Annotated in this window: 20 protein-coding genes; 8 read left to right on the forward strand and 12 right to left on the reverse strand. The window is 60.7% G+C overall.

What is annotated here, in order from left to right; all coding sequences use genetic code 11:
* Nucleotides 1–102: 102 nt before the first annotated feature.
* From EB809_RS09120 to EB809_RS09150, 7 genes are all read right to left on the reverse strand, one after another.
* A complete protein-coding gene (locus EB809_RS09120; RefSeq protein WP_123634511.1) occupies nucleotides 103–1,581 on the reverse strand; it encodes a PhnE/PtxC family ABC transporter permease in 1,479 nt (492 codons plus the stop codon).
* Nucleotides 1,582–1,596: 15 nt separating this feature from the next.
* A complete protein-coding gene (locus EB809_RS09125) occupies nucleotides 1,597–2,247 on the reverse strand; it encodes a phosphonate ABC transporter ATP-binding protein (protein ID WP_123634512.1) in 651 nt (216 codons plus the stop codon).
* On the reverse strand, nucleotides 2,247–3,104 hold the full coding sequence (locus EB809_RS09130) for a putative selenate ABC transporter substrate-binding protein (RefSeq protein WP_123634513.1): 858 nt from the start codon (nucleotides 3,102–3,104) through the stop codon (nucleotides 2,247–2,249). The genes EB809_RS09125 and EB809_RS09130 overlap by 1 nt, the downstream gene beginning before the upstream one ends.
* Nucleotides 3,105–3,224: 120 nt before the next feature.
* Nucleotides 3,225–5,495 (reverse strand): selenide, water dikinase SelD, encoded by a 2,271-nt coding sequence (gene selD / locus EB809_RS09135; protein ID WP_317848714.1) that lies wholly within the window; start codon nucleotides 5,493–5,495, stop codon nucleotides 3,225–3,227.
* A gap of 139 nt (nucleotides 5,496–5,634) precedes the next feature.
* On the reverse strand, nucleotides 5,635–6,399 hold the full coding sequence (locus EB809_RS09140; RefSeq protein WP_123634514.1) for a helix-hairpin-helix domain-containing protein: 765 nt from the start codon (nucleotides 6,397–6,399) through the stop codon (nucleotides 5,635–5,637).
* A 181-nt stretch (nucleotides 6,400–6,580) separates the two neighbouring features.
* Nucleotides 6,581–6,997: a hypothetical protein gene (locus EB809_RS09145; RefSeq protein ID WP_123634515.1), complete on the reverse strand. Its 417-nt coding sequence runs from the start codon at nucleotides 6,995–6,997 to the stop codon at nucleotides 6,581–6,583.
* Nucleotides 6,998–7,304: 307 nt separating this feature from the next.
* Nucleotides 7,305–8,834, reverse strand: coding sequence for a bifunctional GNAT family N-acetyltransferase/carbon-nitrogen hydrolase family protein (locus tag EB809_RS09150; protein WP_123634516.1), 1,530 nt, complete (start codon nucleotides 8,832–8,834; stop codon nucleotides 7,305–7,307).
* A gap of 205 nt (nucleotides 8,835–9,039) precedes the next feature.
* Between EB809_RS09150 and EB809_RS09155 the strand changes: the two genes are divergently transcribed.
* Together EB809_RS09155 and EB809_RS09160 are read left to right on the forward strand one after the other, a co-directional pair.
* On the forward strand, nucleotides 9,040–10,929 hold the full coding sequence (locus EB809_RS09155) for a methyl-accepting chemotaxis protein (RefSeq protein WP_190294859.1): 1,890 nt from the start codon (nucleotides 9,040–9,042) through the stop codon (nucleotides 10,927–10,929).
* 296 nt (nucleotides 10,930–11,225) lie between these two features.
* A complete protein-coding gene (locus tag EB809_RS09160) occupies nucleotides 11,226–13,115 on the forward strand; it encodes a methyl-accepting chemotaxis protein (RefSeq protein ID WP_190294860.1) in 1,890 nt (629 codons plus the stop codon).
* Nucleotides 13,116–13,130: 15 nt separating this feature from the next.
* On the opposite strand, the gene EB809_RS09165 is transcribed toward EB809_RS09160, so the two are convergent.
* Entirely contained in the window at nucleotides 13,131–14,087 is a 957-nt protein-coding gene (locus tag EB809_RS09165; RefSeq protein ID WP_123634517.1) for a hypothetical protein, read from the reverse strand.
* A 189-nt stretch (nucleotides 14,088–14,276) separates the two neighbouring features.
* Here EB809_RS09165 and EB809_RS09170 point away from each other — a divergent pair, with 189 nt between their 5' ends.
* Nucleotides 14,277–14,834 carry a PaaI family thioesterase gene (locus EB809_RS09170; protein ID WP_123634518.1) on the forward strand — a complete coding sequence of 186 codons (558 nt, stop codon included), beginning with the start codon at nucleotides 14,277–14,279 and terminating at the stop codon, nucleotides 14,832–14,834.
* A 202-nt stretch (nucleotides 14,835–15,036) separates the two neighbouring features.
* Here EB809_RS09170 and recQ read toward each other — a convergent pair whose 3' ends face one another.
* A complete protein-coding gene (gene recQ, locus EB809_RS09175) occupies nucleotides 15,037–16,881 on the reverse strand; it encodes a DNA helicase RecQ (RefSeq protein WP_123634519.1) in 1,845 nt (614 codons plus the stop codon).
* 236 nt (nucleotides 16,882–17,117) lie between these two features.
* On the opposite strand from recQ, the gene EB809_RS09180 reads away from it, so the two are divergent.
* The 4 genes from EB809_RS09180 to EB809_RS09195 are packed head-to-tail and all read left to right on the forward strand — an operon-like array spanning nucleotide 17,118 to nucleotide 19,890.
* Nucleotides 17,118–18,311 carry a 1-acyl-sn-glycerol-3-phosphate acyltransferase gene (locus tag EB809_RS09180; RefSeq protein WP_123634520.1) on the forward strand — a complete coding sequence of 398 codons (1,194 nt, stop codon included), beginning with the start codon at nucleotides 17,118–17,120 and terminating at the stop codon, nucleotides 18,309–18,311.
* A gap of 7 nt (nucleotides 18,312–18,318) precedes the next feature.
* The gene (locus EB809_RS09185; protein WP_123634521.1) at nucleotides 18,319–18,969 is read left to right on the forward strand and encodes an ACP phosphodiesterase; all 651 of its coding nucleotides are present in this window, start codon (nucleotides 18,319–18,321) and stop codon (nucleotides 18,967–18,969) included.
* A 22-nt stretch (nucleotides 18,970–18,991) separates the two neighbouring features.
* On the forward strand, nucleotides 18,992–19,657 hold the full coding sequence (locus tag EB809_RS09190; RefSeq protein ID WP_123634522.1) for an alpha/beta hydrolase: 666 nt from the start codon (nucleotides 18,992–18,994) through the stop codon (nucleotides 19,655–19,657).
* Nucleotides 19,658–19,686: 29 nt separating this feature from the next.
* Entirely contained in the window at nucleotides 19,687–19,890 is a 204-nt protein-coding gene (locus EB809_RS09195; protein WP_123634523.1) for a hypothetical protein, read from the forward strand.
* Here the strand turns inward: EB809_RS09195 and EB809_RS09200 are convergent.
* Entirely contained in the window at nucleotides 19,843–21,291 is a 1,449-nt protein-coding gene (locus EB809_RS09200) for a TrkH family potassium uptake protein (protein WP_223807891.1), read from the reverse strand. The two genes, EB809_RS09195 and EB809_RS09200, sit on opposite strands and share 48 nt — an antisense overlap.
* A gap of 251 nt (nucleotides 21,292–21,542) precedes the next feature.
* On the opposite strand from EB809_RS09200, the gene EB809_RS09205 reads away from it, so the two are divergent.
* Nucleotides 21,543–22,289 (forward strand): DUF1223 domain-containing protein, encoded by a 747-nt coding sequence (locus EB809_RS09205; RefSeq protein WP_123634524.1) that lies wholly within the window; start codon nucleotides 21,543–21,545, stop codon nucleotides 22,287–22,289.
* 10 nt (nucleotides 22,290–22,299) lie between these two features.
* On the opposite strand, the gene EB809_RS09210 is transcribed toward EB809_RS09205, so the two are convergent.
* Together EB809_RS09210 and EB809_RS09215 are read right to left on the reverse strand one after the other, a co-directional pair.
* Nucleotides 22,300–22,839, reverse strand: coding sequence for a hypothetical protein (locus EB809_RS09210; RefSeq protein ID WP_123634525.1), 540 nt, complete (start codon nucleotides 22,837–22,839; stop codon nucleotides 22,300–22,302).
* Between the two features lie 199 nt (nucleotides 22,840–23,038).
* Entirely contained in the window at nucleotides 23,039–23,908 is an 870-nt protein-coding gene (locus EB809_RS09215) for a diacylglycerol/lipid kinase family protein (protein WP_123634526.1), read from the reverse strand.
* Nucleotides 23,909–24,000: the final 92 nt, after the last annotated feature.

Here is a 24,000-nt window from a genome sequence, read left to right on the forward strand (position 1 = left end):
CGGTCGTGTTGAGCCTGAATTGTAACTAAATGTTACTGCCAAATATCAGGTCAAAGACGTGAAGGAGTGCAAAATCTTTTGTAAAAGGCGAGTCCGTGACGGTCAGTGGCCTTCACAGGTCATCGATACTTTGAGTTTGAGCCGGGCACGAACGCGGCGGGAGATGGCGTCGACGCCGATATTGAGGAATGCGGTAACCAGGATCAGCACCATGGCCTTGTCGAATTGGATGTTCTGGATGGCGCTGTCGACAAAGAAGCCGAGCGTGTAGATCCCCAGAATACCCAGGATGGCGGTTTCCCGCATGATGATTTCCCAGCGGTAGAACAGGAAGGCCAGGAACGGGCTGTACAGCCGCGGCAGCAGTTCGTAGCCATAGCGTTCTATGCCCTTGGGGGCATCCGGGCGCAACGTGATCTCATTGCTGCGACGACCGATCAGGTGGCCGATGATGCCGCCGTTATGCAGCGCCAGTGCGACAATCGCCGGCAGCATGGACGGCCCCCAGAGTTGGAGCAGGATGTACGCGATCACGTATTCCGGCGTCGACCGCGCGATGACCAGTACGACATGGCCCAGCCCCCGCCGGGTCGGTCCACCAAAATGGCGGGAAATCAGCGGAAAGGCCATCAGCGTCACCAGGCCGGTCAGCACCAGGGCGATCTGCGTCAACACCAGGGTGTTCCAGATGCCGGGCATCGCCTGGTTGACAGCAAGATCCGACAGCCAGTGCCACAATCCGGATAGCCCTTCGCCATCCCGTAGCGGTGACGGGACGATGTCCTGGGTAAAGAATCGCACCACATTACCCCAGACGATGGGCAGCCCATCCCCCAGAAAGAACGGAGCGGCGATCACGTAGAGTGGAATCAGCCGGGGTCGGGCCCAGAGCCGCAGGGTGGCAATCAAGACGTAGAACAGCAGGAGCAGGGCGCCCACTTCGGAGTAGTAGCCCTGGGAAAAGGACGATTCCAGGTAATAGCCCAGCGTCGGCAGCCCCACGAACCCTAACACCGCACTGGAGCGCAGGCCGCATTCCAGTCTATAGGAGGTGTAGGTGATCAGGTGCGGCAGAGCGTCCGGAATCCGCGCGTAGAGAAACGACGACAGCACGTCGACTTTGCGGGACAACACCCGCTCCGGCGTGGGATCGGTCTCCTCCAGGATCTCGGAATAGACCTTGGCAAAGATGCCGGCGTAGGGAATGGCGATCGCCAGCACGCCCGTCAGCGGATGGAAGCCGAAGAACTGCAGGAAGATCAGCGCCCAGAACAGCTCGTGGATGGCGCGGATAAACGCGCAGAACATGCGTACCGCCCGGAACCGGAACACCAGGGCGAGCAGGAAGCCGCTGATGCTGCCCAGTGCCACGCCGGTAAAGGCGAACGCCAGCGTTCTCAGGAGCGCGGTGCCGATGTGTTCCAGGGAGAAGAAATCCGGCGTGACCATGCCGAGGAAGAGGGCGGCCAGGTCCTGCCAGGGATTGATGGTGGTGATCGCCAGATCCGCCGCAAACAGGCACAGGATCGCAATCGCCACGAAGGCGGCGGTAATCCTGACGGATGTGGACGATAGAAACACGAGGCTGGGCGTCTCCTAGTATAGCGGCAGGATATCGCTGGGGGTGAGGCGTCGGGTCATGTCGTCCAGTGCAATCTGGCCGTTCTGGATGCCGATGATGCGATCGCAGTAGCGCAGGGCCAGGTCGATATCGTGCAGCGCCACGACGGAGGTGGCATAGGATTCAGTCATCAGGCCCATGACGACGTGAGCGAGGGGACCGTCCAGCGCGGACACCGGCTCGTCCGCCAACAGGATCTCGGCGTTCTGGAACAGGGCCCGGGCAATCGCCGTGCGCTGTTTCTGGCCGCCGGACAGAGCCTCCACCGGCGTACGCAGTTTTTCCCGGATGCCAAGTTTTTCCAGCAAGGGTTCGATGGCCTGGAGCTCCCGCCGCCTTGGCCACACCAGGTTGAGCAGGTTGTACCAGCGCGAGTGCGCGGCCAGCTGCCCCATATAGACGTTATGGAATACGGGCAGGGACTGGACCAGCCCCTGCTCCTGGGGCACCAGCGCTGCCCGGTCCCGCACCTGTTCGTACAGCAGGTTGAGCAGCGTTGATTTACCCGCACCGCTGCCGCCGACCAGCGCAATGTGCTCGCCCGGACGGATGTCCAGCGAGATGGGACCCAGGACCTGCTGACCACCGTAGGCGGCCGTCAGGTTGCGCAGGTGGACGGCATCCATCAGTCGATGATTCCGATCTGTTTGGCGGTTTCGCGGATGGAGTCGTAATCCGAGTTGCTCGCCGGGATAAAGGCGGAACGCGGGAATTTCTTGAGCAGCTCGGGATCGTCCATGTTGAGCAGCGCCTGCTTGACCTTATCCTTGAAGCCATCGCCGAAGCGTTCGTTGACGTCGCCGCGGATGGTCCACTGGTAGTCCTGGTAAGACGGGGTCTCCCAGATGACTTTGACCGCGTCGGTGTCGATCTTGCCGGCGTCCAGTTCGCTGTTCCAGACGGCGTAATTTACGGCGCCCACCTGATAGGTGCCGGATTCCACCAGACGAATGGTGCGGGAATGGTTACCACTGAAACCGACGCGACTGAAGACGTCTTCCGGAGCTTCGCCGAAGGTCTGGCGAATGTAGTATTCCGGCATCAGGCGACCGGAAGTGGACCCTTTGGAACCGAAGGTAAAGGTCATGCCCTTGATCGCCTTGGGCAGCGTGTCGGAATGCTCCAGGCCGGTGCTCTTGTGGGCGATGAAATAGGTGATGAACTGGGTGTCTTCCTTGCCCTGGGCAATCGCCTCGGAGCCGGGAACCAGCTGCCGGGCCTGGACGCCGGACAGGCCACCAAACCACGCCAGTTGCACCTGGTTGTTGCGGAAGGCGGATACGGCCGCGGCGTAGCTCTTCACCGGTACGTAACGTACGTCCACATCCAGCTGTTCGGACAGGTAGTCGGCGACGCTCTGGAAACGCTCACGCAGACGGGTTTCGTCGTTGTCGGGAATCGCGGTAAAGACAAAGGTGTCCGCCATGACCGGGGCCACCAGTGCCAGGGACAGCAGTAACGCCCGTCGAATCTGTTTTAGCATGTTGTTTTCTCCGTCGATGCCTGTTTCGCCGGGTTTCCCTCCGGCATTGGGTTCTGGGTGCGCAAGAATACCGCCTTACTGCAGGGGATTGAAGCACTCCGCCTGACGCATCCTGCGCGGTTACACGAGGCGAATGGGCGCCAGCTCATCGCCCGCCTCGAGGATTTTTCCGATGATCGCTGCCTGCCCGTACCCCCGCTCTTTCAGGGCGGCCAGACATTCCTCAGCCTGGTCCGCTGGCACGCCGGCGAGCAGCCCGCCAGCGGTTTGCGGGTCGAACAGGATCGGGTAGCGGGGATCATTCGCTTTCTCGGCCTGGTTGCTAATTGCCCGCCGCAATCGCACGTTGGCGGGTTGCAGCGAACTCAGAATGCCGTCTTTCAAGGTCTCTTCGGCGCCTTCCAGCAGGGGCAGGCTGGGCAGGGCCAGCTCCGCATCGACGCCGGACGGCCGGGTCATTTCCACCAGATGCCCCAGTAATCCAAAGCCGGTGACGTCGGTGCAGGCCGTGGCTCCAAATTCTTTCAGACACTGGGCAGCTCTCTGGTTGGACACCTGCATCTGCGCCAGGGCACCGTCGATCCAGCGTCCGCGGGCCTTGAGCCGCGGGTAGGCGGCAAACAGGGTGCCGGTGCCCAGCGGCTTGGTCAGGATGAGGACGTTGCCCGGTCGCAGGCCATCCTTGCGCAGGATGGCATCCGGGTCGACCAGACCGTTGACGGCAAAGCCCAATCCCAGCTCCAGCCCTTCACCGGTGTGCCCGCCAACCAGGGCGCAGCCGGCGCTGTTGAGGACATCCACGGCGCCTTTCATCATCTGGAACACCAGATCTTCCATCTTGGACTCGATCCCCGCCGGCACCGTGGCGATGGCCGTGGCGCTCTGGGGTTCGGCGCCCATGGCGAAAACATCCCCCAGGCTGTGGTTGGCGGCAATACGTCCGAACACATAGGGGTCGTCAATGAACGCGCGAAAGAAGTCGATGGTCTGGACGACCGCCTTGCCGTCGGGGACGGCGAGTACGGCGGCGTCATCGGGTGAATGCAGCCCCACCAGGATGTCATCGCGTTCGACGGGCTGGATCCGGGCCAGGGCTCGGGACAGGACGGTGCTGCCCACCTTGGCACCGCAACCGCCACACCGCATGGCCAGTGCTGAAATCGCCTGGGCGGCATCCTCGTCGTTCAGCGCGGCCGAGGTGTCGGGCTGTTGCGTCGATTCCGCCATCGCGGGCAAATCATTAAAACGGGCCATGAAGCGCCGGTCGATCCAGTCCTTCCAGCGCCAGACCCATCGGCCGCCGAATCCCAGGGCGCCCCGGGACGCGATGGCGTAGCGGTCGCCGGTGCTGATCAGTGCCAACCAGTGGCGCTGAGGATGGAACGGCCTGGGTGTTTGCCCCAGTGCGACTCGTCTCAGGTTATCCGCCAAAGGCGGGCCCTGGCGTACGGCAAACACGCCGGCTTTTTCCCGGGGATGTTCGGAGACGTGCGCGATATCGCCAGCCGCGAAGATGCGATCGTCGGTTTCCGTTTGCAGTGTGTCCCGGGTGCGGATAAAGCCGTCTTCGTCGAGCGCCAGCCCGGTCGTTTTCAACCAGCCCGGCGCGCCGGCCCGGGTGACCCAGAGGGTTTCATTGACGGCCAGCGAGCTGCCGCCGGCGGTATGAATCTGGTTGGCACTCACCTTGACCACGGGATCGCCCAGGTGAAGGCGGATGCCGCGGTCCCGGACCACGCTTTCCAGCCGGGCCCGAACCCGGGCGTTGTGCGTGGGCACCAACGTGCTGTCCGCATCGAACAAATGGAAGCGCAACTGGCGCGGATCCTTGTTCAGGGACTTGAACACCTGGCGCAGGCGATACTGCATGGCCAGGATCAGCTCGACGCCGCCGGCACCGGCACCGACGACGGCAATCGACAGCGGCCCCTGATGATGCTCGCAACGCTCAAGCAAGGCCTGCCAGCGGTTGTTGAAATCGTGGATGGGTTTGACGGGGACGGCGTATTGATCCGCTCCGGGTACGTCGCGCAGTCCCGGTGCGGAGCCGATATTGATCGACAGCAGGTCATAGGGCACTGGCGGTCGATTGCGGCAGAGCACCTGTTGGGACGATCGATCGATGCCCAGGGCCTCATCCCGGAAAAAGCGAGCACCGGCAAATTCGGCCAGGCGACGCAGGTCAATGTGCACGTCGTCATAGTTGTAATGGCCGGCCACATAACCCGGCAACATGCCGGAGTAGGGGGTGTGGGTGTCGCGGCAGATCACGGTCAGTCGAACGCCTGGCACCGGCTTCATGGCAAACCGTCGCAACACGCCGACGTGGCTGTGGCCACCGCCGATCAGGACGATATCGCGCAGGACGGGCTGCTCGGGAGAGCGCATCATTCAACCTCAGACAAGATAAACGGTTGCGTATGATACGCAGACAGACGTTTGACGAGAACCGCCGGACGGCGCTCGGATCGGATCAACGCAATGGGGAAAGGTTGGGGGACGGCGCAGTGACCGTCCCCCGGTATTCGAATCAGGAGAGCAGCTTCTTTGCCTCGGCAGACCAGGTGTCGTAACCGCGCATGGTGGAGAACTCTTTCATTTTCTCCTTTTCCTCGGCGGACGGATCGGCGATCTGCTTGATGGAGGTGATGCCTTTGGCCTGCATTTTCTTGGCAGTCGCCGGACCGATGCCCTTGACCTTGGTCAGGTCGTTTTCGTTCACGGCTTTCGGCTTACTGGCCGTGGCCGTCTTGGTGGCTGCGGCTTTCTTCGGTGCAGCCGCTTTTTTTGCGGCGGGCGCCTTGGATGCGGATGCCTTGCTGCTCGCCGAGGCTTTGGCGGCGGGCTTCTTAGCCGGAGCCTTCTTGGCCGCTGGCTTGGTCGTGGCCTTCTTGGTGGTCGTCTTGGCGGTCTTGGCAGCCTTGTTCGCCGCGGTTTTCGCAGCAGGCGGCGTTGCCTTCGCAGCGGTTTCCTGCGTCTTGTCGGCGACCTTCGCGGTGGTCTGTTTCACTTCCTTGGAAGCGAGACCTACGCGCTCGAGCAGATGATGCTGCAGTTCGTGGAATTCGTTCAGGCGACGATCCAGCTCTTCGTTGAAACGCTTCATTTCGCGCTCACGGAGCTTTTCCACTTCATCCAGCAGCTTGCGAATCGGTTCCTGGACCTGACTTTGCAGGGCGTCGAACTGCTTGAATGCGTCGTTAATGAGTTTTTCGATCTGGGTGGAGGTCTTCTCGAATTCCTTGTTGACCTTCTTCACCAGTTTATCGACACCTGCCTTCTCTTTCTTGGCCATGGTTCATTCCCCGTTTGCTCTGGTTTATTGATGACTGCGGTGTTTCGATGCGTTTCCCGTCAGGCGGTTACGCTGAAATCTTCAAGCAGGATTGGGGGAGTGTGACGCCCTTTCCCTGTCTGTCCGGATTGCCTGTGGCGCCATCAACCTGCCACGGGTTTTGTCCAGAATCCCTGTACGATCAGGCCAGTTGCGTGGCGCCGGTGCCACTCTGACTGCGCCTTGAGCGCAACGACTGTTTGCGCTCGAGCACTTCCTGAATGCGACCCAACTTGCCGCGCAGGTCCGCGTCGGTGCGGGTCTGCGAGGCTGCAAAATCAATGGAATAGAAGAAATTGCTACAGTGCTTTCTCACCTCAACGACCAGCCCCTGAAGGCCTTCCGCTTCGATGTTGTCGAACGGCATTTGCATGATGAGGTCGAACTGGAGGGTGTCGCCGGGTTCGAAGACTTTGTCTGTTTTCAGGATGCAGCCGTATTCATCCAGGCCGAAAATTCGGGATTCGATCAGTTCCTTCCTGAACAGGCCTTTCTTGAAACGAAAGCGCGCCGTCAGGTCGGGCAGGGGCTGTGTGCTTGTGAGATCCATTCGATCCATGGGCAAAACCACTGTTCCGGCAAAATCTACTACCGGTTGAAGACAGGTTCGCACCGTCGGGGTTCCCCGGCGGCACCTTCAATGGGCATCGACTGCGTTCGATCGTACCCTCGACTGACGCCTTTCACCTGCCATATTGCTCAAACTGTAGTCAGCGACGGGCAATATGGCAACGTGATCAGCCTTGTACATTAAACTTTTTGACGTCTTGTTCAAGTTTACAAGGTGTCGTATAGGGCCAGATGCAGACGCATGGTAACCATTTGTGACATTTTGTGCCACGTCGTCTGCAGCCTGGCCCGGGGTTTTACTGGTCCGAGGTCTTGGACACGGAATACATATCCGTACGACGATCCTTCAGGTTGGTGACCGAACCTTCGTCACGCACCAGCGTCAGTTTTTCCAGGTCCATATCCGAGAACATGATCATCTCGGTGTTGGGCGTGGTCTCCGCCATCACCGCATCGTGAGGGAAGGCGAAGTCCGACGGTGAGAAGACCGATGACTGCGCGTACTGGACGTCCAGGTTTTCGACCTTGGGCAGGTTGCCCACGCTGCCGGTAATCACAACATAGCACTCGTTTTCGATGGCCCGGGCCTGGGCGCAATGACGCACCCGCAGGTAGCCATTCTTGGTGTCGGTCCAGAAGGGCACACATATAATGTCGACCCCCTGAGATGCGGCGATCCTTCCCAGTTCCGGGAACTCGATGTCGTAACAGATCAGAATGGCAACGCGGCCGGCATCGGTCTCGAACACTTCAAACTGGTTGCCGCCTTCAATGACCCAGTCCCGGCGTTCGTGCGGGGTGATGTGGATCTTGCGCTGCTCGTCCACACGGCCATCCCGGTGGCACAGGTAGGACACGTTATACAGCCGGTCGTTGTCCAGCAACGGCATGGAGCCGGTGATGATGTTGATGTTGTAGCTGACCGCCATCTCCGACATCTGGTCCCGGAACTGCTGGGTGAACCCGGCCAGGAACCGGATGGCTCGGGTCTGGTCGAGCTGGTCGGTCAGGCCCATCAGCGGCGCGTTGAAAAACTCCGGGAAGAGGGCGAAGTCGCTCTTGTAGTCGGACAGCGCATCGACGAAGTATTCCACCTGCTTGAGCACTTCATCCACGGAGGTGAATTCCCGCATCTGCCACTGGACCGCGCCCATGCGCACCTGGGTCTTGCGCGTCTTGAGGACTGGCGCCGGTGGCGTGTACAGGATGTTGTTCCACTCGAGGAGTGTGGCATAACCCATTGATTTCTGGTCTTCCGGAAGATACTTGTGCATCAGCCGGGTGACCTGGAAATCGTTGGAGAGCTGGAAGGTGAGGATCGGGTCGTAGATTTCCTTGCGATCGACCCGCTCAATGTATTCCGCCGGGGTGAACTGATCGGAGAACTTGTAGTAGTTGGGGATCCGGCCGCCTGCCAGGATCGCACGGAAGTTCCGGGAGCGGCACAGTTCCTTGCGCGCCTCATAGAGACGCCGGCCCAGGCGGTAACCCCGATAGTCGGGATGGATAAACACATCCAGTCCGTACAGCGCGTCGCCGTCGTCGTTGTGCCAGATGCGCTCGTTCTTGAGGATCAGGTCATCGTACGTGTGCGGGTTACTGAAGCGCTCGTAGTTGACGCAGACGGTCAGGGCGACGGCAATCAGTTCGCCGTTGTCTTCGATGCAGATCTGCCCGTCGGCGAACTGTTTCACCAGTTCCTTGATCGTGTCTTCGGGCCAGGCGCCGCCAATATCGTCGTAGACAAGATCCATCAGCGCCTTGAGCTGGGGATAGTCGTCATCGGTCAGGTTACGGAGATTGAGGTGCAGTTCTTCGTGAGCCATCGAGGCATCTCCCGGCAGTAAAAGCGTGTTGCAAAGGGTTACAAAAAAGGGCGATCAATAAGGGTTTAGCATAACAGATCGCCATCAGGCCTTGCGGTATCCTGCTGGCCATTCAATCCCGGACTGATCGTGTGATCCACAGGCCCGGGATTCCTCACCGGCCTGCCGGCCCTCAATCTGTTGTGCTAACCAGGAGAATGTCCGCATGGGCAGTATGTCGTTCGGCCAAAAGCTGCTGACAGCCGTTGCCGTCCTGCTGATCGCCGTGATCAGCGTGTACGCCGTCATGGGCGATCGCCGCCTTGTGAAGACCACGGACACCTATGTGGAGGCGATGGTTGACGATTCAATCAACCAGAGTACGGCGAGTATCGCTGAATGGCTCAATGGCCGACTCGACATGGTGGAAGCCACCGCCGACGGGCTGCGCCACGTGGAAAACGAAGCCCAGGCCCGCACGTTGCTGCAGACGGCCACCCGGGGCGGCGGTTTCAACGACGTGTATGTCGGCGGCGCTGACGGCTCCATGCTGATGCCGACCGAAGCCCGCGACGCCACGCTGCCGGACGACTTCGACCCGCGCACGCGCCCCTGGTACAAGCTGGCCCGTCAGAATGGCCAGGGTACCTTTACCGAGCCGTTTGTGAACGTGACCAACGGCGGCATTATTATTTCCGCCGCGGCGCCGGTCAAAAGTGGTGCCTTTGAGGGCGTCGTCGGTGGGGACATCACGCTGAAAACCATCGACCACCTGCTGTCGTCAGTGACCCTCGCCGACACCGGTTACACCACGCTGATCAACCGCAAGGGTACGATCCTGTACCACCCGAACGCCAAGCTGGTCGGCAAGAACATCAAGACACTGCTCGGCAGCCAGCCGTCGCTGGATGGCTCCTCCCACGAATACACCCTGGACGGCGCCGACTGGCGGGTCAGCTTCCATCCCATCGAGGGCGCCCGCGGCGTGGACTGGTACCTGGGATCGTTCGCCAATGACGACCTGATCATGGCACCGGTGAAGGACGCACGACTGGCCGGATCGATCGTGGCCGTGATTGGCATCCTGGTCACGCTGATCCTGCTGCACCTGGTTGTGCGCGCCTTGATGAAGCCCGTCCGCAGTCTGCGGGATGCGATGAAGGACATCGCCAGCGGCGACGCCGACCTGACCCAGCGCCTGTCCGTGGACAGTGGCGACGAATTTGGTCAAACCGCTGAGAGCTTCAACGCCTTCATAACGAACGTTCAGGGTGTCGTCCGGGATGTCCAGCGGGGTGCCATCGAGCTGCGTGACGCCGTAGGCTCGCTGCGCCAGACCGCCCGGGCCAGCCGCGACAGCGTGGAAGGTCAGCAGTCGGAAATCGATATGGTGGCCACCGCGATCAATGAGATGTCTGCAGCGGCCTCTGAAATTGCCCAGTCCGCCCAGCAGACAGCCGATGCTTCCAGCACCGCCGACAAGGACGCCCAGGAGACCCAGACGACGGTCAAGGCCTCCCGCGATGCCGTCGAACGCCTGTCATCGGGCATCGGCAGCGCCGCGGATGTGATCGAGACCCTGGGTAAGGATGTTGCCCAGATCAACACCGTTCTGGACGTCATCCAAGACGTGGCGGAGCAGACCAATCTGCTGGCGCTGAACGCCGCTATTGAAGCCGCCCGGGCCGGTGAGGCCGGGCGCGGTTTTGCCGTCGTTGCCGATGAAGTGCGCAACCTGGCTCGCCGGACCCACGACAGCACCGAAGAGATCAATGCCATGATCGAGCGGCTGCAGAAGGGGGCGGACAACGCCGTGAGCGTGATGCAGGACTCCCGGGCCATTTCCAACGTGAGCATGGAGAAAGCGCAGGATGCGATGGACGCGCTGAACCGGATTGCCGAGTCCATCACCGCCATCAGCAACATGACGACGCAGATTGCGACAGCGTCCGAAGAGCAGACCTCCGTCACCGAAGAGCTGAACAGTTCCATCACCCGCATTGCCGAGCAGGGCCAGGAAGCAGCCAGCGCGGCGAGCGACAACGATGTCTACAGCAGCAAGATCGACGACATCGGCCGGACGCTGCACGACAACGTCGAACGGTTCAACGTCTGACGTGGCCCATGCCGGTACCCAATGAGGTGCCGGCATCCTTCCCCTCCGGCCGAGCGCTCTGCCTGGCCCATTCCCAAATACTTAACGCTTCCCTGAAGACTTAACTAAAGTTAAGACACCGCCGGCCGATCTCTTAGATAAGAGCGGTCGCCATTGGAGGTGTAGGCGCCGCAGGCGCTGGATGCGATGGGGAACCCTGGCCTTGATCCAAGGGGTCCCTTGTTTGCAGTCGCTGCTACAAAAACCAGGGACGGGCAATAATTAATATTCCAACGCTCAGATCGGGGACCCCTTCCATGCGCAGTATGTCATTCGGCCAGAAACTGCTGACAGCCGTCGCCATCCTTCTCATCCTTGTGGTAAGCATCTACGCCGTCATGGGCGACCGCCGCCTGGTGTCGACGACGGACACCTACGTCAATGCGCTGATCGACGACTCCATCGCACAAAGCACGGCAAGTATTGCCGAATGGCTCAACAGCCGGTTGGCGATTACCGAAGGCGCCGCCAGCGCATTGCGCCAGGTGGACGGTGAGGATGAAGCCCGGGCCATCCTGCAATCGGCCACCCAGGGTGGCGGGTTTGAAAATGTATATGTCGGACGGGCTGACGGCTACATGCTGATGAAAACGCCAGCCGATGACGCCACGCTGCCAGACGATTACGACCCCCGCGTACGCCCCTGGTACAAACTGGGCCAGTCCGGCGGCAACGGCACCTTCACAGAGCCTTACCAGGACGCCAGCAGCGGCAACATGATTATTTCCACGGTGGCCCCGGTGAACTCGGGCACCTTCAAGGGCGTGGCCGGCGGTGACATCACGCTGGAAACCATCGAGCATATCTTGTCGCCGGTGACCCTGGCCGACACCGGTTACGCCACGCTGATCAACGACAAGGGCGTGATTCTCTACCATCCCAACCGAAAACTGGTCGGCAAGAAAATCAATGAGCTGATTGGCGGCGCACCGCAGCTGGACGGCAGCTCCCACATCTACAACATCAAGGATGCCGACTGGCGCGTGAGCTTCCACCAGATCAAAGGCGCGCAGGGCGTTGACTGGTATCTGGGCGCCTTCGCCAACGACGACAAGATCATGGCACCGGTGCGGTCTGCCCGTGTCACCGGCACCATTGTGGCGGTCATCGGCATTATCGTGACGCTGATTCTGCTCAACATCGGCGTGCGCGTGTTGATGAAGCCGGTCCGCAACCTGCGTGACGCGATGAAGAACATTGCCAGTGGCGATGCGGATCTGAGCCAGCGCCTGGACGTCGACAGCAGTGACGAGTTTGGCCAGACCGCCGAGAGCTTCAATGCGTTTATCGGCAATGTGCAGACGGTGGTGCGGGATGTGCAGCGGGGCGCGATCGAGCTGCGCGACGCCGTGGTATCGCTGCGCCAGACCGCCGGCGCGTCCCGTAATAGCGTGGAAAGCCAGCAGACCGAGATCGATATGGTGGCTACGGCCATCAACGAGATGTCGGCGGCGGCCAACGAAATTGCCCAGAACGCCCAGCAAACCGCGGATGCCTCAAATACCGCGGATCAGGACGCCCAATCCACACAGGAAACCGTGAAGGCGTCCCGTGACGCCGTCGAGCGCCTGGCTGCCGAAATTGGCCAGGCGGCTGAAGTCATCGAAACCCTCGGCAAGGACGTTACCCAGATCAACACGATCCTGGAAGTCATCCAGGACGTGGCCGAGCAGACCAACCTGCTGGCCCTGAACGCCGCGATCGAGGCCGCCCGCGCCGGTGATGCGGGGCGAGGCTTTGCGGTGGTGGCGGATGAAGTGCGCAATCTGGCCCGTCGCACCCACGACAGCACCGAAGAGATCAACGCCATGATCGAGCGGCTGCAGAAGGGAGCGGACAACGCCGTCAACGTGATGCAAGAGTCCCGCGCCGTCTCTAACGTCAGCATGGAGAAGGCCCAGGACGCGATGGATTCACTGAACCGGATCGCCGAGGCCATCACCTCCATCAGCAACATGACCACGCAGATCGCGACCGCCTCCGAGGAGCAGACCTCGGTGACCGAAGAGCTGAACGCCTCCATCAACCGCATTGCGGATCAGGGGCAGGAAGCCGCCGCCGCAACCAGCGAGAACGACATCTACAGCGGCAAGATCGACGAGATCGGCCAGTCCCTGCAGGACAATGTGGAACGGTTCAAGGTCTGATTCGGGACTGAATCGTCACTCGATGGGCGAGGGCCGGGATCCCGGTTCTTCGCCCAGCTGGATTCGGACTTTCATGTCCTGTAGCACATCCTTTCCAATGCCCAGCATGCCGCCCGGCAGCCAGGGATTGCCCAGATGGAACACATGGCGTTCGGACAGGTGCAGTGCCTGGACAGGCTTGGTGTAGTAGGTGTTTATGAAGTCGGCAAAGCTGCCGTCGGCGATCGCACGCTCCAGCCCCAACTGGATCCGGACCGCCAGGTTGAGGTCACTGCGGCCCACAAAGAAATAGTTTGGCATGGTGTAGGTGAACAGCAGCGTGGGCTCAATAACCAGGTTCTTGTCCGACCTCAGGTCCAGGTCGTAATACACCTCACTGACACCCCGGGCGAAGCACTCGAAACGGCCGCCTTCCAGCATATCGAACAGGGTTTCGAAACCGGGATGGGTGACCACGTCCAACCCATTGGCTTCCAAAATCTTGGTGTCCGGCCAATGGCGCCCCTGACCAAACCGGATCTGGCGCTCCCGCACGTCGGCCAGCCGGGTGATGCCCTTGAACCGGGGCAGCATTTCTTTGGTCGTCACGCACACCCGGTATCCCAGCAGGCCACCATCAATCGGGATGGTGACGGCGAGAAGGTTGTCTTCCCGTTCCGGCGTCGTCGCGACATTGGCCACCTGCACGGACCGCGAACGGTCGCTCGCCAATTCCCTCAGGGCTCGCCCCTGATTCATTTCCGGGCTGCGCACGATCGTGTAGGGACCGTATTCCGGAGTCTTTTGCAGCGCCAGATCCAGCAGCGCGTGTATCGCAGGGCTGTCGTAGTTGCGGTACCAGAGGATAATCTGTTGAGGTGGTTCTGCTTCGGCGTGCTCGTCTGACGGGGATGCGGCAACCGGCTGCATCAGGCATGCGGCAACCAGGCAGCCCCGGCAAAGCGAGATCAGGATATGGGGGATAAGGGCCATGGGCTCTGCCTGGTCAGCCCCCGATGAGAATCCTCGGCGTAACAACACAGCACGTCCTATGCGGTACCACTTCTGTCAGTGTAGCGGCTTTGGCCACGACGGCGGTCAGTGAAACATTAAATGATGACAAATGTTGTATCCCGGGTCCCATTTTGGGAATCTGCGGTTCACTGTGAAAGGGATGACACCATGCGAAATCGACTGATAGCAATGACCGGCGACTGGCTGGCCGGCCTGGATCCGGAAGCGGGGCTGGAAAAGCCGTTGAACTGGCTGCAGCGCCATGGCGGCCTGCGGATGGTGAACCGGCTGGTCGGCTTATCGATTCCATTCGCCACCCGCAACCGGTTCCGTGTCGAGGCGGTCAGCCGGGGCTACGTACGGGCGCGCATTGCGCTCAAGGGCAACCGCAATCACTTTGGCAGCCTCTACGCCGGCGCCTATTTCCTGGTGGCGGAAATTCCGGGCGGTGTGATGACGCTCTTCGACCTGGGGCCCGATTACATCCCCATCCTCAAGGAAATGTCACTGCAATTTCTGGAACCGGCCAACAGTGACGTGACCATCGAATTGAGCATGTCCGAAACCACACGCCAAGCGATCCAGGCGGATGCGGACACCACGGGCCGTGCGGCTTTTACGCTGGAAGGCGAACTGAAAGACGAAACCGGCACGCTGGTCGCCCGTTCAACAGCGCATTACCGGGTGCGGAAGAAAGGATTTGAGCAAGCCATTGGCCACCCGTAGGTTGGGCTGACGCAGGAAGCCCAACAAATCGTGTCCAGGCATCTCAATATTTCCGGATTGCGCGCCTCTCTAAGGCACTATACATTTCCGGCGACTGGCAACAACCGTTGGGCATTAAAGCTTCGTCTTCGGGATAGCGCCTGTTGGGCTTCCTGCGTCAGCCCAACCTACAGTCAGCCCACGCAGGATTGCCAGGTAAAGTTCAGTCCAGCGTCCCGAGCACCTCTAGAAACTTCGCGCCGTATTTTTCCAACTTCGCCGCACCGATGCCGCTGATTTCGCCCATGGCCTCAAGATCCCGGGGTTTCTGGTCCAGCATGGCGAGCAGGGTGGCGTCGTGGAAGATGACGTAGGGTGGGACGCCCTGTTCGTCGGCCAGTTCCTTGCGGCGGGCACGGAGCTTTTCCCAGCCATCAGGATCGCTGACCACCAGCTGGCGTTTGCTGCCACCGGCGCTGCCTTTGCTGGTTTTCTTGCGTTCCGGATCCTGCCGCAGCCAGACCGTTTCTTCGCCTCGCAGAAGAGGGCGGCAGGTTTCGGTCAGGCTGAGCGCGCCGTAGCCTTCGGCGTCCGCCTGCAGCGAGCCGTTGGCCACCAATTGCCGGAACACGCTCTTCCATTGCCGGGCTGACATATCGGCGCCAATGCCAAAGGTGCTGACCTTGTCGTGTCCCATGCTGCGAATGCGTTCGTTTTCGGCGCCGCGCAGCACATCGATCAGGTAGTTGACGCCGAATCGCTGGCCGGTCCGGAACACGCAGGACAGCGCTTTCTGCACAGCCACGGTGGCGTCCCAGGTTTTCGGCGGCTCAAGGCAGGTGTCGCAGTTGCCGCAAGGTTCCGGCAGTTCATCGCCGAAGTAGCGCAGCAGAACCTGGCGGCGGCAGTCCACCACCTCACAGAGCCCCAGCATCGCATCCAGCTTCTGGCGTTCGACGCGCTTGAACTGATCGTTGCCCGGCGAGGACTCCAGCATTTGCCGCAGTTTAATCACATCCTGCAGGCCATAGACCATCCAGGCATTGGAGGGCGCGTCATCACGCCCCGCGCGGCCGGTTTCCTGGTAATAGGCTTCGATACTCTTGGGCAGATCGAGGTGGGCGACAAAGCGCACGTCGGGCTTATCGATCCCCATGCCGAAAGCGATGGTAGCGACAATAATGATGCCGTCTTCCCGCAGGAAGCGCTCCTGGTGCGCGGCTCGCGTATCCGCCGGCAGCCCCGCGTGGTAGGGCAGTGCGGCATAGCCCTTGTCGCTCAGCATCTTGGCGGTGGCTTCTACCTTGTTGCGCGACAGGCAATAGACAATCCCGGAATCGCCCTGATGTTCCTCTTTAATAAACGCCAATAACTGTTTGTTGGCGTTGTCTTTCTCAGCGATTCGATACTGGATGTTGGGACGATCGAAACTGCTGACAAAGTGGCGGGCGTCGGTCAGATGCAGGCGCTCGGCGATTTCCTTGCGGGTGCGCTCGTCGGCCGTGGCGGTCAAGGCGATCCGGGGAACGGCCGGAAATTCCCGCTCCAGCATGTCCAGGGACAGGTAGTCCTCCCGGAAGTCATGCCCCCACTGGGACACACAGTGCGCCTCATCGATGGCGAACAGGGACAGCGGTGCCTGGTGCAATAGCTGCTGCATGCGCGGCTGGAGCAACCGCTCCGGCGCGCAGTAGAGCAGGTCGAGTTCCCCCTGGACCAGCGCGTTCTCGATATCCCGGGCTTCATCCGGCCACTGGGTGGAATTCAGGAAGGCGGCACGAATTCCGGCCTGGTTCAGTGCCGCCACCTGATCCTGCATCAATGCGATCAGTGGGGATATGACGATACCTACGCCCGGCCTCACCACGGCCGGCACCTGATAACAAAGTGATTTACCGCCGCCGGTGGGCATCAGTACCAGGGCGTCTTCACCCTGCAACAACGCCTCGACCACGTCCCCCTGGAGCGGACGGAAATCCTCGAAACCGAAGGTGTCGTGCAGCACCGTCTGGGCACGGACTTTGAGGCTTTCGGGATCGGTGGCCGGTGGCGTTTCGGTCAGGGTCATAGAAGGTTCAGGGCGGCAGATGAATGGAAGGCGAGAAGGATACCAGAGACAGGGCCTTTTTCTCACCGTCGGGGACGGTACAATGTCGCCCTTTGATCTGGCGCGGTAGAATGGCGCCACCTAAACTTGCCGACAGGTCTTTGACTCGGCGACCTGAACGTCGCCCGCCCAAGGCCATGGCATGGATGGGCATAGCCAGCGGTTATCGCCCCAGAAAAATATCCAACAAGGACACCATGCAGGATTTTGATGCAATTCGGCCGTACCGGGATGATGAAACCCCGGATGCCATCAGCCGCCTGGTCAACGACCCGGAGTTCCTGACGCTTATCGGCCGCTTCAAGGCGCCCACCATGACCCGTCTCGCGCCCGCGGTGACCCGCTTCTGGATCAGCCGCTGGCTGAAGCGCGAGTTCGGCAGTGTGGATTCCATTGGCAGCCTGCAGGCTCGCCTTAACCCCCTCGTGGGTCAATTGATCGAGAGAACCACCACCCGGCTCAGTCATTCCGGACTTGAGGGACTGGATAAGGACACGGCCTACGTGTTCATCTCCAACCATCGGGACATTGTATTCGATCCCATGGTGGTCAATTACCTGCTACATGAGAACAAGCAGCAGACCACTCGCATCGCCATCGGCGACAACCTGCTCCAGAACCGGCTGTTTGCCGAGATGATGCGCCTCAACAAGAGTTTCGTGGTCAAGCGCAACATGTCGAGCCCGAGGGAGATGCGGGACGCCTACCAGACGCTCTCGGCGTTCATCCATCATTCGATCGAGGACAACCAGAGCATCTGGATCGCCCAGCGTGAAGGGCGCGCAAAGGATGGCCTGGACCTGACGGATCCGGCGATCATCAAGATGTTCTACATGAGCCAGAAGAAGTCCGGCATCAGCTTTGCCGAATCGATGAATCGACTACGCATCGTGCCGGTTTCCATCGCCTACGAATACGACCCCTGCGATGTGCCCAAGGCGCGCGAGCTGGAGGCTCGTGCCCGCACCGGCTCCTACCAGAAGCACGCCGATGAGGACACCGATCAGATCGTGCAGGGCCTGACCGGATTCAAGGGCCATGTGCACGTGCATTTCGGGGCGCCCATCAGCGACTCGCCGGATTCGGCGAAAGAACTGGCCGCGCGCATCGATGAGGACATGCATCGCCATTACCACCTGCATGCCTCCAACCTCATTGCCTACGACATGAGCCAGGTAAACCAGTTGAGCCATCAGACGGAACCCCAGGTCCCGGAAACCATCGAAACCGCAGAGGCCTGGTCACCAGCGGATATCGAAGCCGCACGGTCCGAACTGGAGCGGCGCCTGGGTGCCGTGGACCGGGCATTACATCCCTTCCTGCTGGCGATGTACGCCAACCCGGTGAACAGTATGCTGAAAGCCCTGGCGCCGCCGCTGACGGACGGCTGATCCGGTCATGAACCACCTCGCGCACCTGTTTCTGGCCCAGCCGACAACGCCTTCACGCGTTGGCAATCTGCTGGGGGATTTCGCCCGGGGTGTGGATACCGAGGCGCTGACGGCGCCGGTTCGTCATGGCTTGCAGAATCACTGGACGGTGGACGCCTACACCGACCAGCATCCGGAGGTCCGGGCCTCCAAGGCCCTGTTCTCGTCACGCCGTCGGCGTTTTGCGGGCATTGCACTGGATGTGCTGTACGACCACTTCCTGATTCGCCACTGGGCCACCTTCGCGGCGGTCGACTTCGACGCCTTTGTGGCCGGGGCCTACGCTGACCTGGAGGCCGGCGAGCACCTGATGCCGTCCCATATGGCGACGGTTGTCGGACGGATGATTCGTCACGACTGGTTTGATGCCTACCGGGATCTGGAGCAGGTGGGGTTCGCGCTGGACCGGATTGCCGGCCGCATCCGCTTTGCCAATCGCTTTGACGGTGTCATCGAAGAGATCCGGGGCCATGATGAAGAACTGGAGCGCCATTTCCTGGAGTTCATGCCCGAGCTGATTGCCCACGTGCAAAGCCGCCAGACGGAAACACCGATCGAATCCACCGCAGGTGAGCCCTGGCACTGGATTCGATACACTGCCGACGAATCCCAATCCTGAAAACAGACGCTGTGAGGTAATTGTGACCACACTCAAGACCATTGAACTCGAAACCCGGCCGAATCCCGATGCCGCCGTCATCTGGCTGCACGGCCTGGGTGCCAGCGGCCACGATTTCGAACCGGTGGTGCCGGAGCTGCGGCTGCCGCAGGACGCCGGTATCCGGTTTATTTTCCCTCACGCGCCCAACCTGCCGGTGACCATCAACGGCGGCATGCACATGCCGGCCTGGTACGACATCAAGGCGATGGACATTGATCGCACCGTCGATGAAGCGCAGCTGCGTCAATCCGCCGATGCGATCGTGGAGCTGATCGAGCAGGAGATCGCCCGGGGCATCGACAGCAAGCGGATTGTCATCGCCGGCTTCTCGCAGGGCGGGGCGGTGGCTTATGAAGTGGGGCTGAGCTACGACAAGCCACTGGCAGGCATTCTGGGCCTGTCCACTTATTTCGCGACCGCCCAGTCCATCAAGCCCTCCGAGGCCAATCGAGCCATCCCCATCCGGATCTACCACGGCACGCACGATCCGATGGTGCCCGAAAGCCTGGGCAAAAAGAGCGTACAGACCCTGCAGGACATGGGCTACGACGTGAGCTACGAAACCTATCCGATGGACCACAGCGTCTGTCTGGAGGAAATCCTGGATATCGGTCAGTTCCTCAGCAAACACCTTAACCTGGGCTGATTGCCGTGTTTTTTCGCCGACGTTCCAGAATGACGCCACAAAAGGTGATTGTGCGCGTCACCATCCTGGCGCTGCTGATCATGCTGGCGTCGGCGATTTCCAAGGGCGTGCTGTTTCATTCGGTGCTGGCGCCGGACGAGACCGGTCGCCAGCCGATTGAGAAGGCATCCGCGGACAAGGCGGTGTCAGGTTCGCCAGAAAGCCGGCGAGAAGAGGATAATCACGCTCAGTAGCTCCAGACGCCCCAGGATCATGCCGGCACTGAGGATCCACTTGGCGGCGTCTGGCAGGGACGCGAAATTGCCGGCGGGGCCGATCACCGGGCCCAGGCCGGGTCCCACGTTGGTCAGCGCCGTAATGGACGCGGTCAGCGCCGTGGTGAGGTCCACGTTCATCAGCGACAGGCACAGCGTCATCACCGCCATACACATCAGGAACACGAAGACGTAGGCAATCATCGACGCGATGATCTCGTCACTCACGGCCCGCCCGTTAAAGTTCCGGGTCAGCACCGCGCGAGGGTGCAACAGGCGCCGGAACTGCTCCCGCAATACCATGAACGACAGCTGGAAGCGGAAGATCTTCATGCCGCCGCTGGTCGAGCCGGAACAGCCGCCGATGAAGGTCAGGAAGAAGAACGCCACGCTGGTGAATGATCCCCATTGCAGGTAATCCTCCGAGGCGTAGCCGGTGGTGGTCACGATCGACGTCACGTTGAACAGCGCCGACACGAACAGGTCCACCGGGTGCTCCTCGTGCATCCAGAGCCGGTAAACCGTCATCACCAGCGCCGCCGCCACCAGTAGCCCCAGGAACGCCCGCACTTGCTGGTCCCGGAACAGGACCCAGTGCTGGCCATGCAGCTCCCGCACGAACAGGAAGAACGGCATGCTGCCGAGGGCCATGAAGATCGAGGATTCAAACAGGATCAGGTTGGAATCGAACTGGCCCATGGACTGATCGGAGGTGGAGTAGCCCCCGGTCGAAATCGTGGTAAAGGCATGGTTCACGGCATTAAACAGGGTCATGCCGGACGCCCAGTAAATGAGGATGCAGGCCAGCGTGAGGCCACAGTAGACAAACAGCAGGCCGCGACTCAGGCTCTTCATCCGCGGCAGCGCTTTTTCCGTCCATTCCGACGATTCGGTCGCGAACAGGCGCATACCACCAATCCCCAGGAAAGGCAGGACGGCCACGAACATGCCGATGATCCCGATGCCGCCGATCCACTGGATGATCGAACGCCACAGCAGGATGTCCGGCGACATGGCGTCCAGGCCACTCAGCACCGTGGAGCCGGTCGTGGTGATGCCCGAGAAACTCTCGAAAATGGCATCTGTCATCGACAGGTCCAGGTTGCTGTAATACAAGGGCAGGGCGCACAGGATAGAGATGATCAGCCAGCTGCTGACGGTCAGCACGAACATGTACCGGGGCTGGAGCCGATGCGAACGGTTGCGGGTCAGCAGAATGCCGATGACCGCTGCCGCGAGGACACCGATGGCCGGATAGGTAAATGCGGTCGTGTTGGCGCTGGCATCACCCAGAAACAGCACGGCAGGAATGGCCATGAAGATGCTGAGCAGCACCATCATGATGCTAACGATATAGGTAACGGGAGACAGGTTTCTCATTCAGAACAACGTCATTCCATGAACGGCCGACCGGTCGCGATGCGCGAAGGGTACCTTCAAGCGCCGCGAAAGGCGAATGTTGTCATAATCCTAGTCAATAAGGGAGGCCATGACCGCTGTTTTCATGTTTTCCATCGAAACAAACCGGAGCAGGTTTCCGGGGAACCATCCCGGTCTCCGTGACTCGAACCAGAAACATACGGTACACACCGCTTCGCCCGGCAGAAATGACAACGTTCGAGGCCACCACCATGCCATTGTCCCGACGCGTTTTAATCCAGGGTTTCCTGGTTCCTGTTCTTGCCTTCAGTCTCTCCAGCGCCGTGGTCGCGGAGCCGGTCAAACGCTGGGAAAGCGGTTCCGAATCGACGGATACCGTGGAACTCTTCACCTCCGAGGGCTGCAGCAGCTGCCCGCCCGCAGATCGCTGGCTGTCATCCCTGAAATCCAGGCCCGGTGTATTCCAGTCCTTCATCCCGCTGGCGTTCCATGTGGATTACTGGGATTACATAGGCTGGAAGGATCGCATGGCCGATCCGGCCTTCAGTGCTCGCCAGCGTGATTATGTGGCCGCAGGGGATGTCAGCCAGGCCTACACGCCGGGCATCGTCGTTAACAGCCACGAATGGCGCGATTGGTTTCAGGGGCATCGGGATTGGCAGTCAACACCGGCCAAAGTAGGCAAGATGACCGCCACGCTGGACGGACAGGAGCGGCTGACGGTGGCGTACGCGGGGTATCAGCCGGGACAGCGGCTCAATGTGGCCTATCTCGGGATGGGGATGACGTCCGAAGTGAAAGCCGGAGAAAACCGGGGCCGCGAGTTGACTCACGATTTTGTGGTGCTGGATGTGGCTCGCCCGGAAGGCGGGTCGCCGTGGTCGGTCACTTTGCCGCCCAGGCCACAGGCCGGGCAGGCCCGAACCGCGCTGGCTGTCTGGGTGTCACCGCCGGGCAGCCCGGAAATCGTCCAGGCTGTCGGCGGCTATCTGGATTGATGGCGTCGGCTTACATCGGCAGACGATCGGCTTTGGCCAGGAACGCCCGCGCCTCATCCGGAAGCACTTTCACGTCGAGGTGACTGTTGACGCGGGATGACCGCATGCGCACCTCGACCGGGCTGCTCTGACTGGCAATATACTGCAGCGTCGATTCATCCAGGTTGGCCACGCCGTATTCGGTGTGCGCGCATCCGTAATCGTTGCAGGTCATGTCCGCGCCCTGCCAGGCCAGCGGCAGGGTGACCGGCTCGCCGTTCTGGCTGAATTGCAGCTGGTCCCAACGTTTCCAGTCTTCGGAATTGACCAGCAGGTTGATCTGATAGACCTTCTGGCCGCTCTGTTTATCGATAGACGCGGCGAAGAAGTAATCGGATGGCGACGGGAAGCCGGTGAAGGGCTGATCGTACAGCTCCGAAGTGACGAGGATCTGGTCCTGGAGGTCATCCGTCGCGTATTTGACCGAGATGCCATCGGTCGTGGTAGTGGCACATCCGGTAAGCAGGCCTGCAGTGAGCAAACCCAGGCCTAACAGCGTGTTGCGTTTCATTCGTCGTTCCCTCTCTGTCTTACAGACATCGCCTCTATTATACGGCGCCCGCCGGCTCACAGACGATGGTTGAAAATGCGCATGTACGAGACGCTATGCTGACGCCATCCATCGTTTTAATGATGTGGCGAATTCGACATAAAAGATGTCAGAAATGCCAAATCGAACCTGCAATTTTCATGGGAGGCCATGACAACGGTCAGGTAGACACCACCTGTTCGCAGATTACGTTCAGGCAGCCGGGTTGGCAGGTCACATCCAGTGGCGTTTTGCCGGCGACGTCACCGTCCGCCGTAACGGTTTTTGGCTTGCGGGTAACCACTCGGCTCCAGGGGCTTTTCAGGTGCACGATCGTATCGGTGTGCCCGGGCGAGCGGCGCAGGATACGCACTCTCAGGAAGGTGAGCAAAAGCCGGAGCAAAGACCGGGGTTTGACGGCGACAATATCCAGTTGGCCATCGTTGGCGGAGGCTTCAGGAATCTCATTGCCGCCGCCAAAAAACGCCCCGGTTGCTACCGCGATCGATAGCCAGCGCCCGGCGATGGTGCCGTTCTCACACTCGATAATGGCCCGGAAACCCCGTTTGTCCGTCACCCGGCGCAGTAATGTGGCAACGTAACTGAAGCGTCCCAGGAGCCGCTTGGTCTGACCGGACGATTCCCGCACCGGCCAGGTTCCCAGACCGATGTGGGCGACATTCAGAAAAATCTGGTCGTCAAAACGGGCCACATCCAGCCAATGCGTTTTACCGCTGGCTATCAGTTCACACAGGGCGACCGGATCTTCGGGCAACCCCAGATTGCGGGCGAAATCGTTAGCCGTTCCGGAGGGCAGGATGCCGAGGGTGGCGCCGGTGTCCAGGCACAGGGCGGCGGCGCGGTTGACCGAGCCATCACCTCCGGCCGCCAGCACCCGGTCATCGGATTGCACCCGCCGCATCCACCCCTGATCCTCCAGGTCGCAGATTTCCAATCCGGTCACGCCCGCGTCGGTGAGCCGTGGAGACCAGAAATCGGCACCGCGCTGGCCGTCGCCCGCCTTGGGATTGGCTATTAACCAGGTCGTCATGGTGTCCTTACCCTCACTGGCCGGGATCGTCTGGAGTGGTACCCATCCTTTATAGAGGAGCAGGCCCCCGGATGCCATATTCACCACAGGGA

Origin of the sequence: Marinobacter sp. R17, from assembly GCF_003789045.1 — a bacterium.
GTDB classification, from domain to species: domain Bacteria; phylum Pseudomonadota; class Gammaproteobacteria; order Pseudomonadales; family Oleiphilaceae; genus Marinobacter_A; species Marinobacter_A mangrovi.

What these genes read in the sequence shown, in the direction of transcription:
- EB809_RS09125 (WP_123634512.1), bottom strand. Translation starts at nt 2,247, where the DNA reads ATGGATGCCGTCCACCTGCGCAACCTGACGGCCGCCTACGGTGGTCAG.
- EB809_RS09130 (WP_123634513.1), bottom strand. Translation starts at nt 3,104, where the DNA reads ATGCTAAAACAGATTCGACGGGCGTTACTGCTGTCCCTGGCACTGGTG.
- selD (WP_317848714.1), bottom strand. Translation starts at nt 5,495, where the DNA reads ATGATGCGCTCTCCCGAGCAGCCCGTCCTGCGCGATATCGTCCTGATC.
- EB809_RS09140 (WP_123634514.1), bottom strand. Translation starts at nt 6,399, where the DNA reads ATGGCCAAGAAAGAGAAGGCAGGTGTCGATAAACTGGTGAAGAAGGTC.
- EB809_RS09145 (WP_123634515.1), bottom strand. Translation starts at nt 6,997, where the DNA reads ATGGATCGAATGGATCTCACAAGCACACAGCCCCTGCCCGACCTGACG.
- EB809_RS09150 (WP_123634516.1), bottom strand. Translation starts at nt 8,834, where the DNA reads ATGGCTCACGAAGAACTGCACCTCAATCTCCGTAACCTGACCGATGAC.
- EB809_RS09155 (WP_190294859.1), top strand. Translation starts at nt 9,040, where the DNA reads ATGGGCAGTATGTCGTTCGGCCAAAAGCTGCTGACAGCCGTTGCCGTC.
- EB809_RS09160 (WP_190294860.1), top strand. Translation starts at nt 11,226, where the DNA reads ATGCGCAGTATGTCATTCGGCCAGAAACTGCTGACAGCCGTCGCCATC.
- EB809_RS09165 (WP_123634517.1), bottom strand. Translation starts at nt 14,087, where the DNA reads ATGGCCCTTATCCCCCATATCCTGATCTCGCTTTGCCGGGGCTGCCTG.
- EB809_RS09170 (WP_123634518.1), top strand. Translation starts at nt 14,277, where the DNA reads ATGCGAAATCGACTGATAGCAATGACCGGCGACTGGCTGGCCGGCCTG.
- recQ (WP_123634519.1), bottom strand. Translation starts at nt 16,881, where the DNA reads ATGACCCTGACCGAAACGCCACCGGCCACCGATCCCGAAAGCCTCAAA.
- EB809_RS09180 (WP_123634520.1), top strand. Translation starts at nt 17,118, where the DNA reads ATGCAGGATTTTGATGCAATTCGGCCGTACCGGGATGATGAAACCCCG.
- EB809_RS09185 (WP_123634521.1), top strand. Translation starts at nt 18,319, where the DNA reads ATGAACCACCTCGCGCACCTGTTTCTGGCCCAGCCGACAACGCCTTCA.
- EB809_RS09195 (WP_123634523.1), top strand. Translation starts at nt 19,687, where the DNA reads ATGACGCCACAAAAGGTGATTGTGCGCGTCACCATCCTGGCGCTGCTG.
- EB809_RS09200 (WP_223807891.1), bottom strand. Translation starts at nt 21,291, where the DNA reads ATGAGAAACCTGTCTCCCGTTACCTATATCGTTAGCATCATGATGGTG.
- EB809_RS09205 (WP_123634524.1), top strand. Translation starts at nt 21,543, where the DNA reads ATGCCATTGTCCCGACGCGTTTTAATCCAGGGTTTCCTGGTTCCTGTT.
- EB809_RS09210 (WP_123634525.1), bottom strand. Translation starts at nt 22,839, where the DNA reads ATGAAACGCAACACGCTGTTAGGCCTGGGTTTGCTCACTGCAGGCCTG.
- EB809_RS09215 (WP_123634526.1), bottom strand. Translation starts at nt 23,908, where the DNA reads ATGACGACCTGGTTAATAGCCAATCCCAAGGCGGGCGACGGCCAGCGC.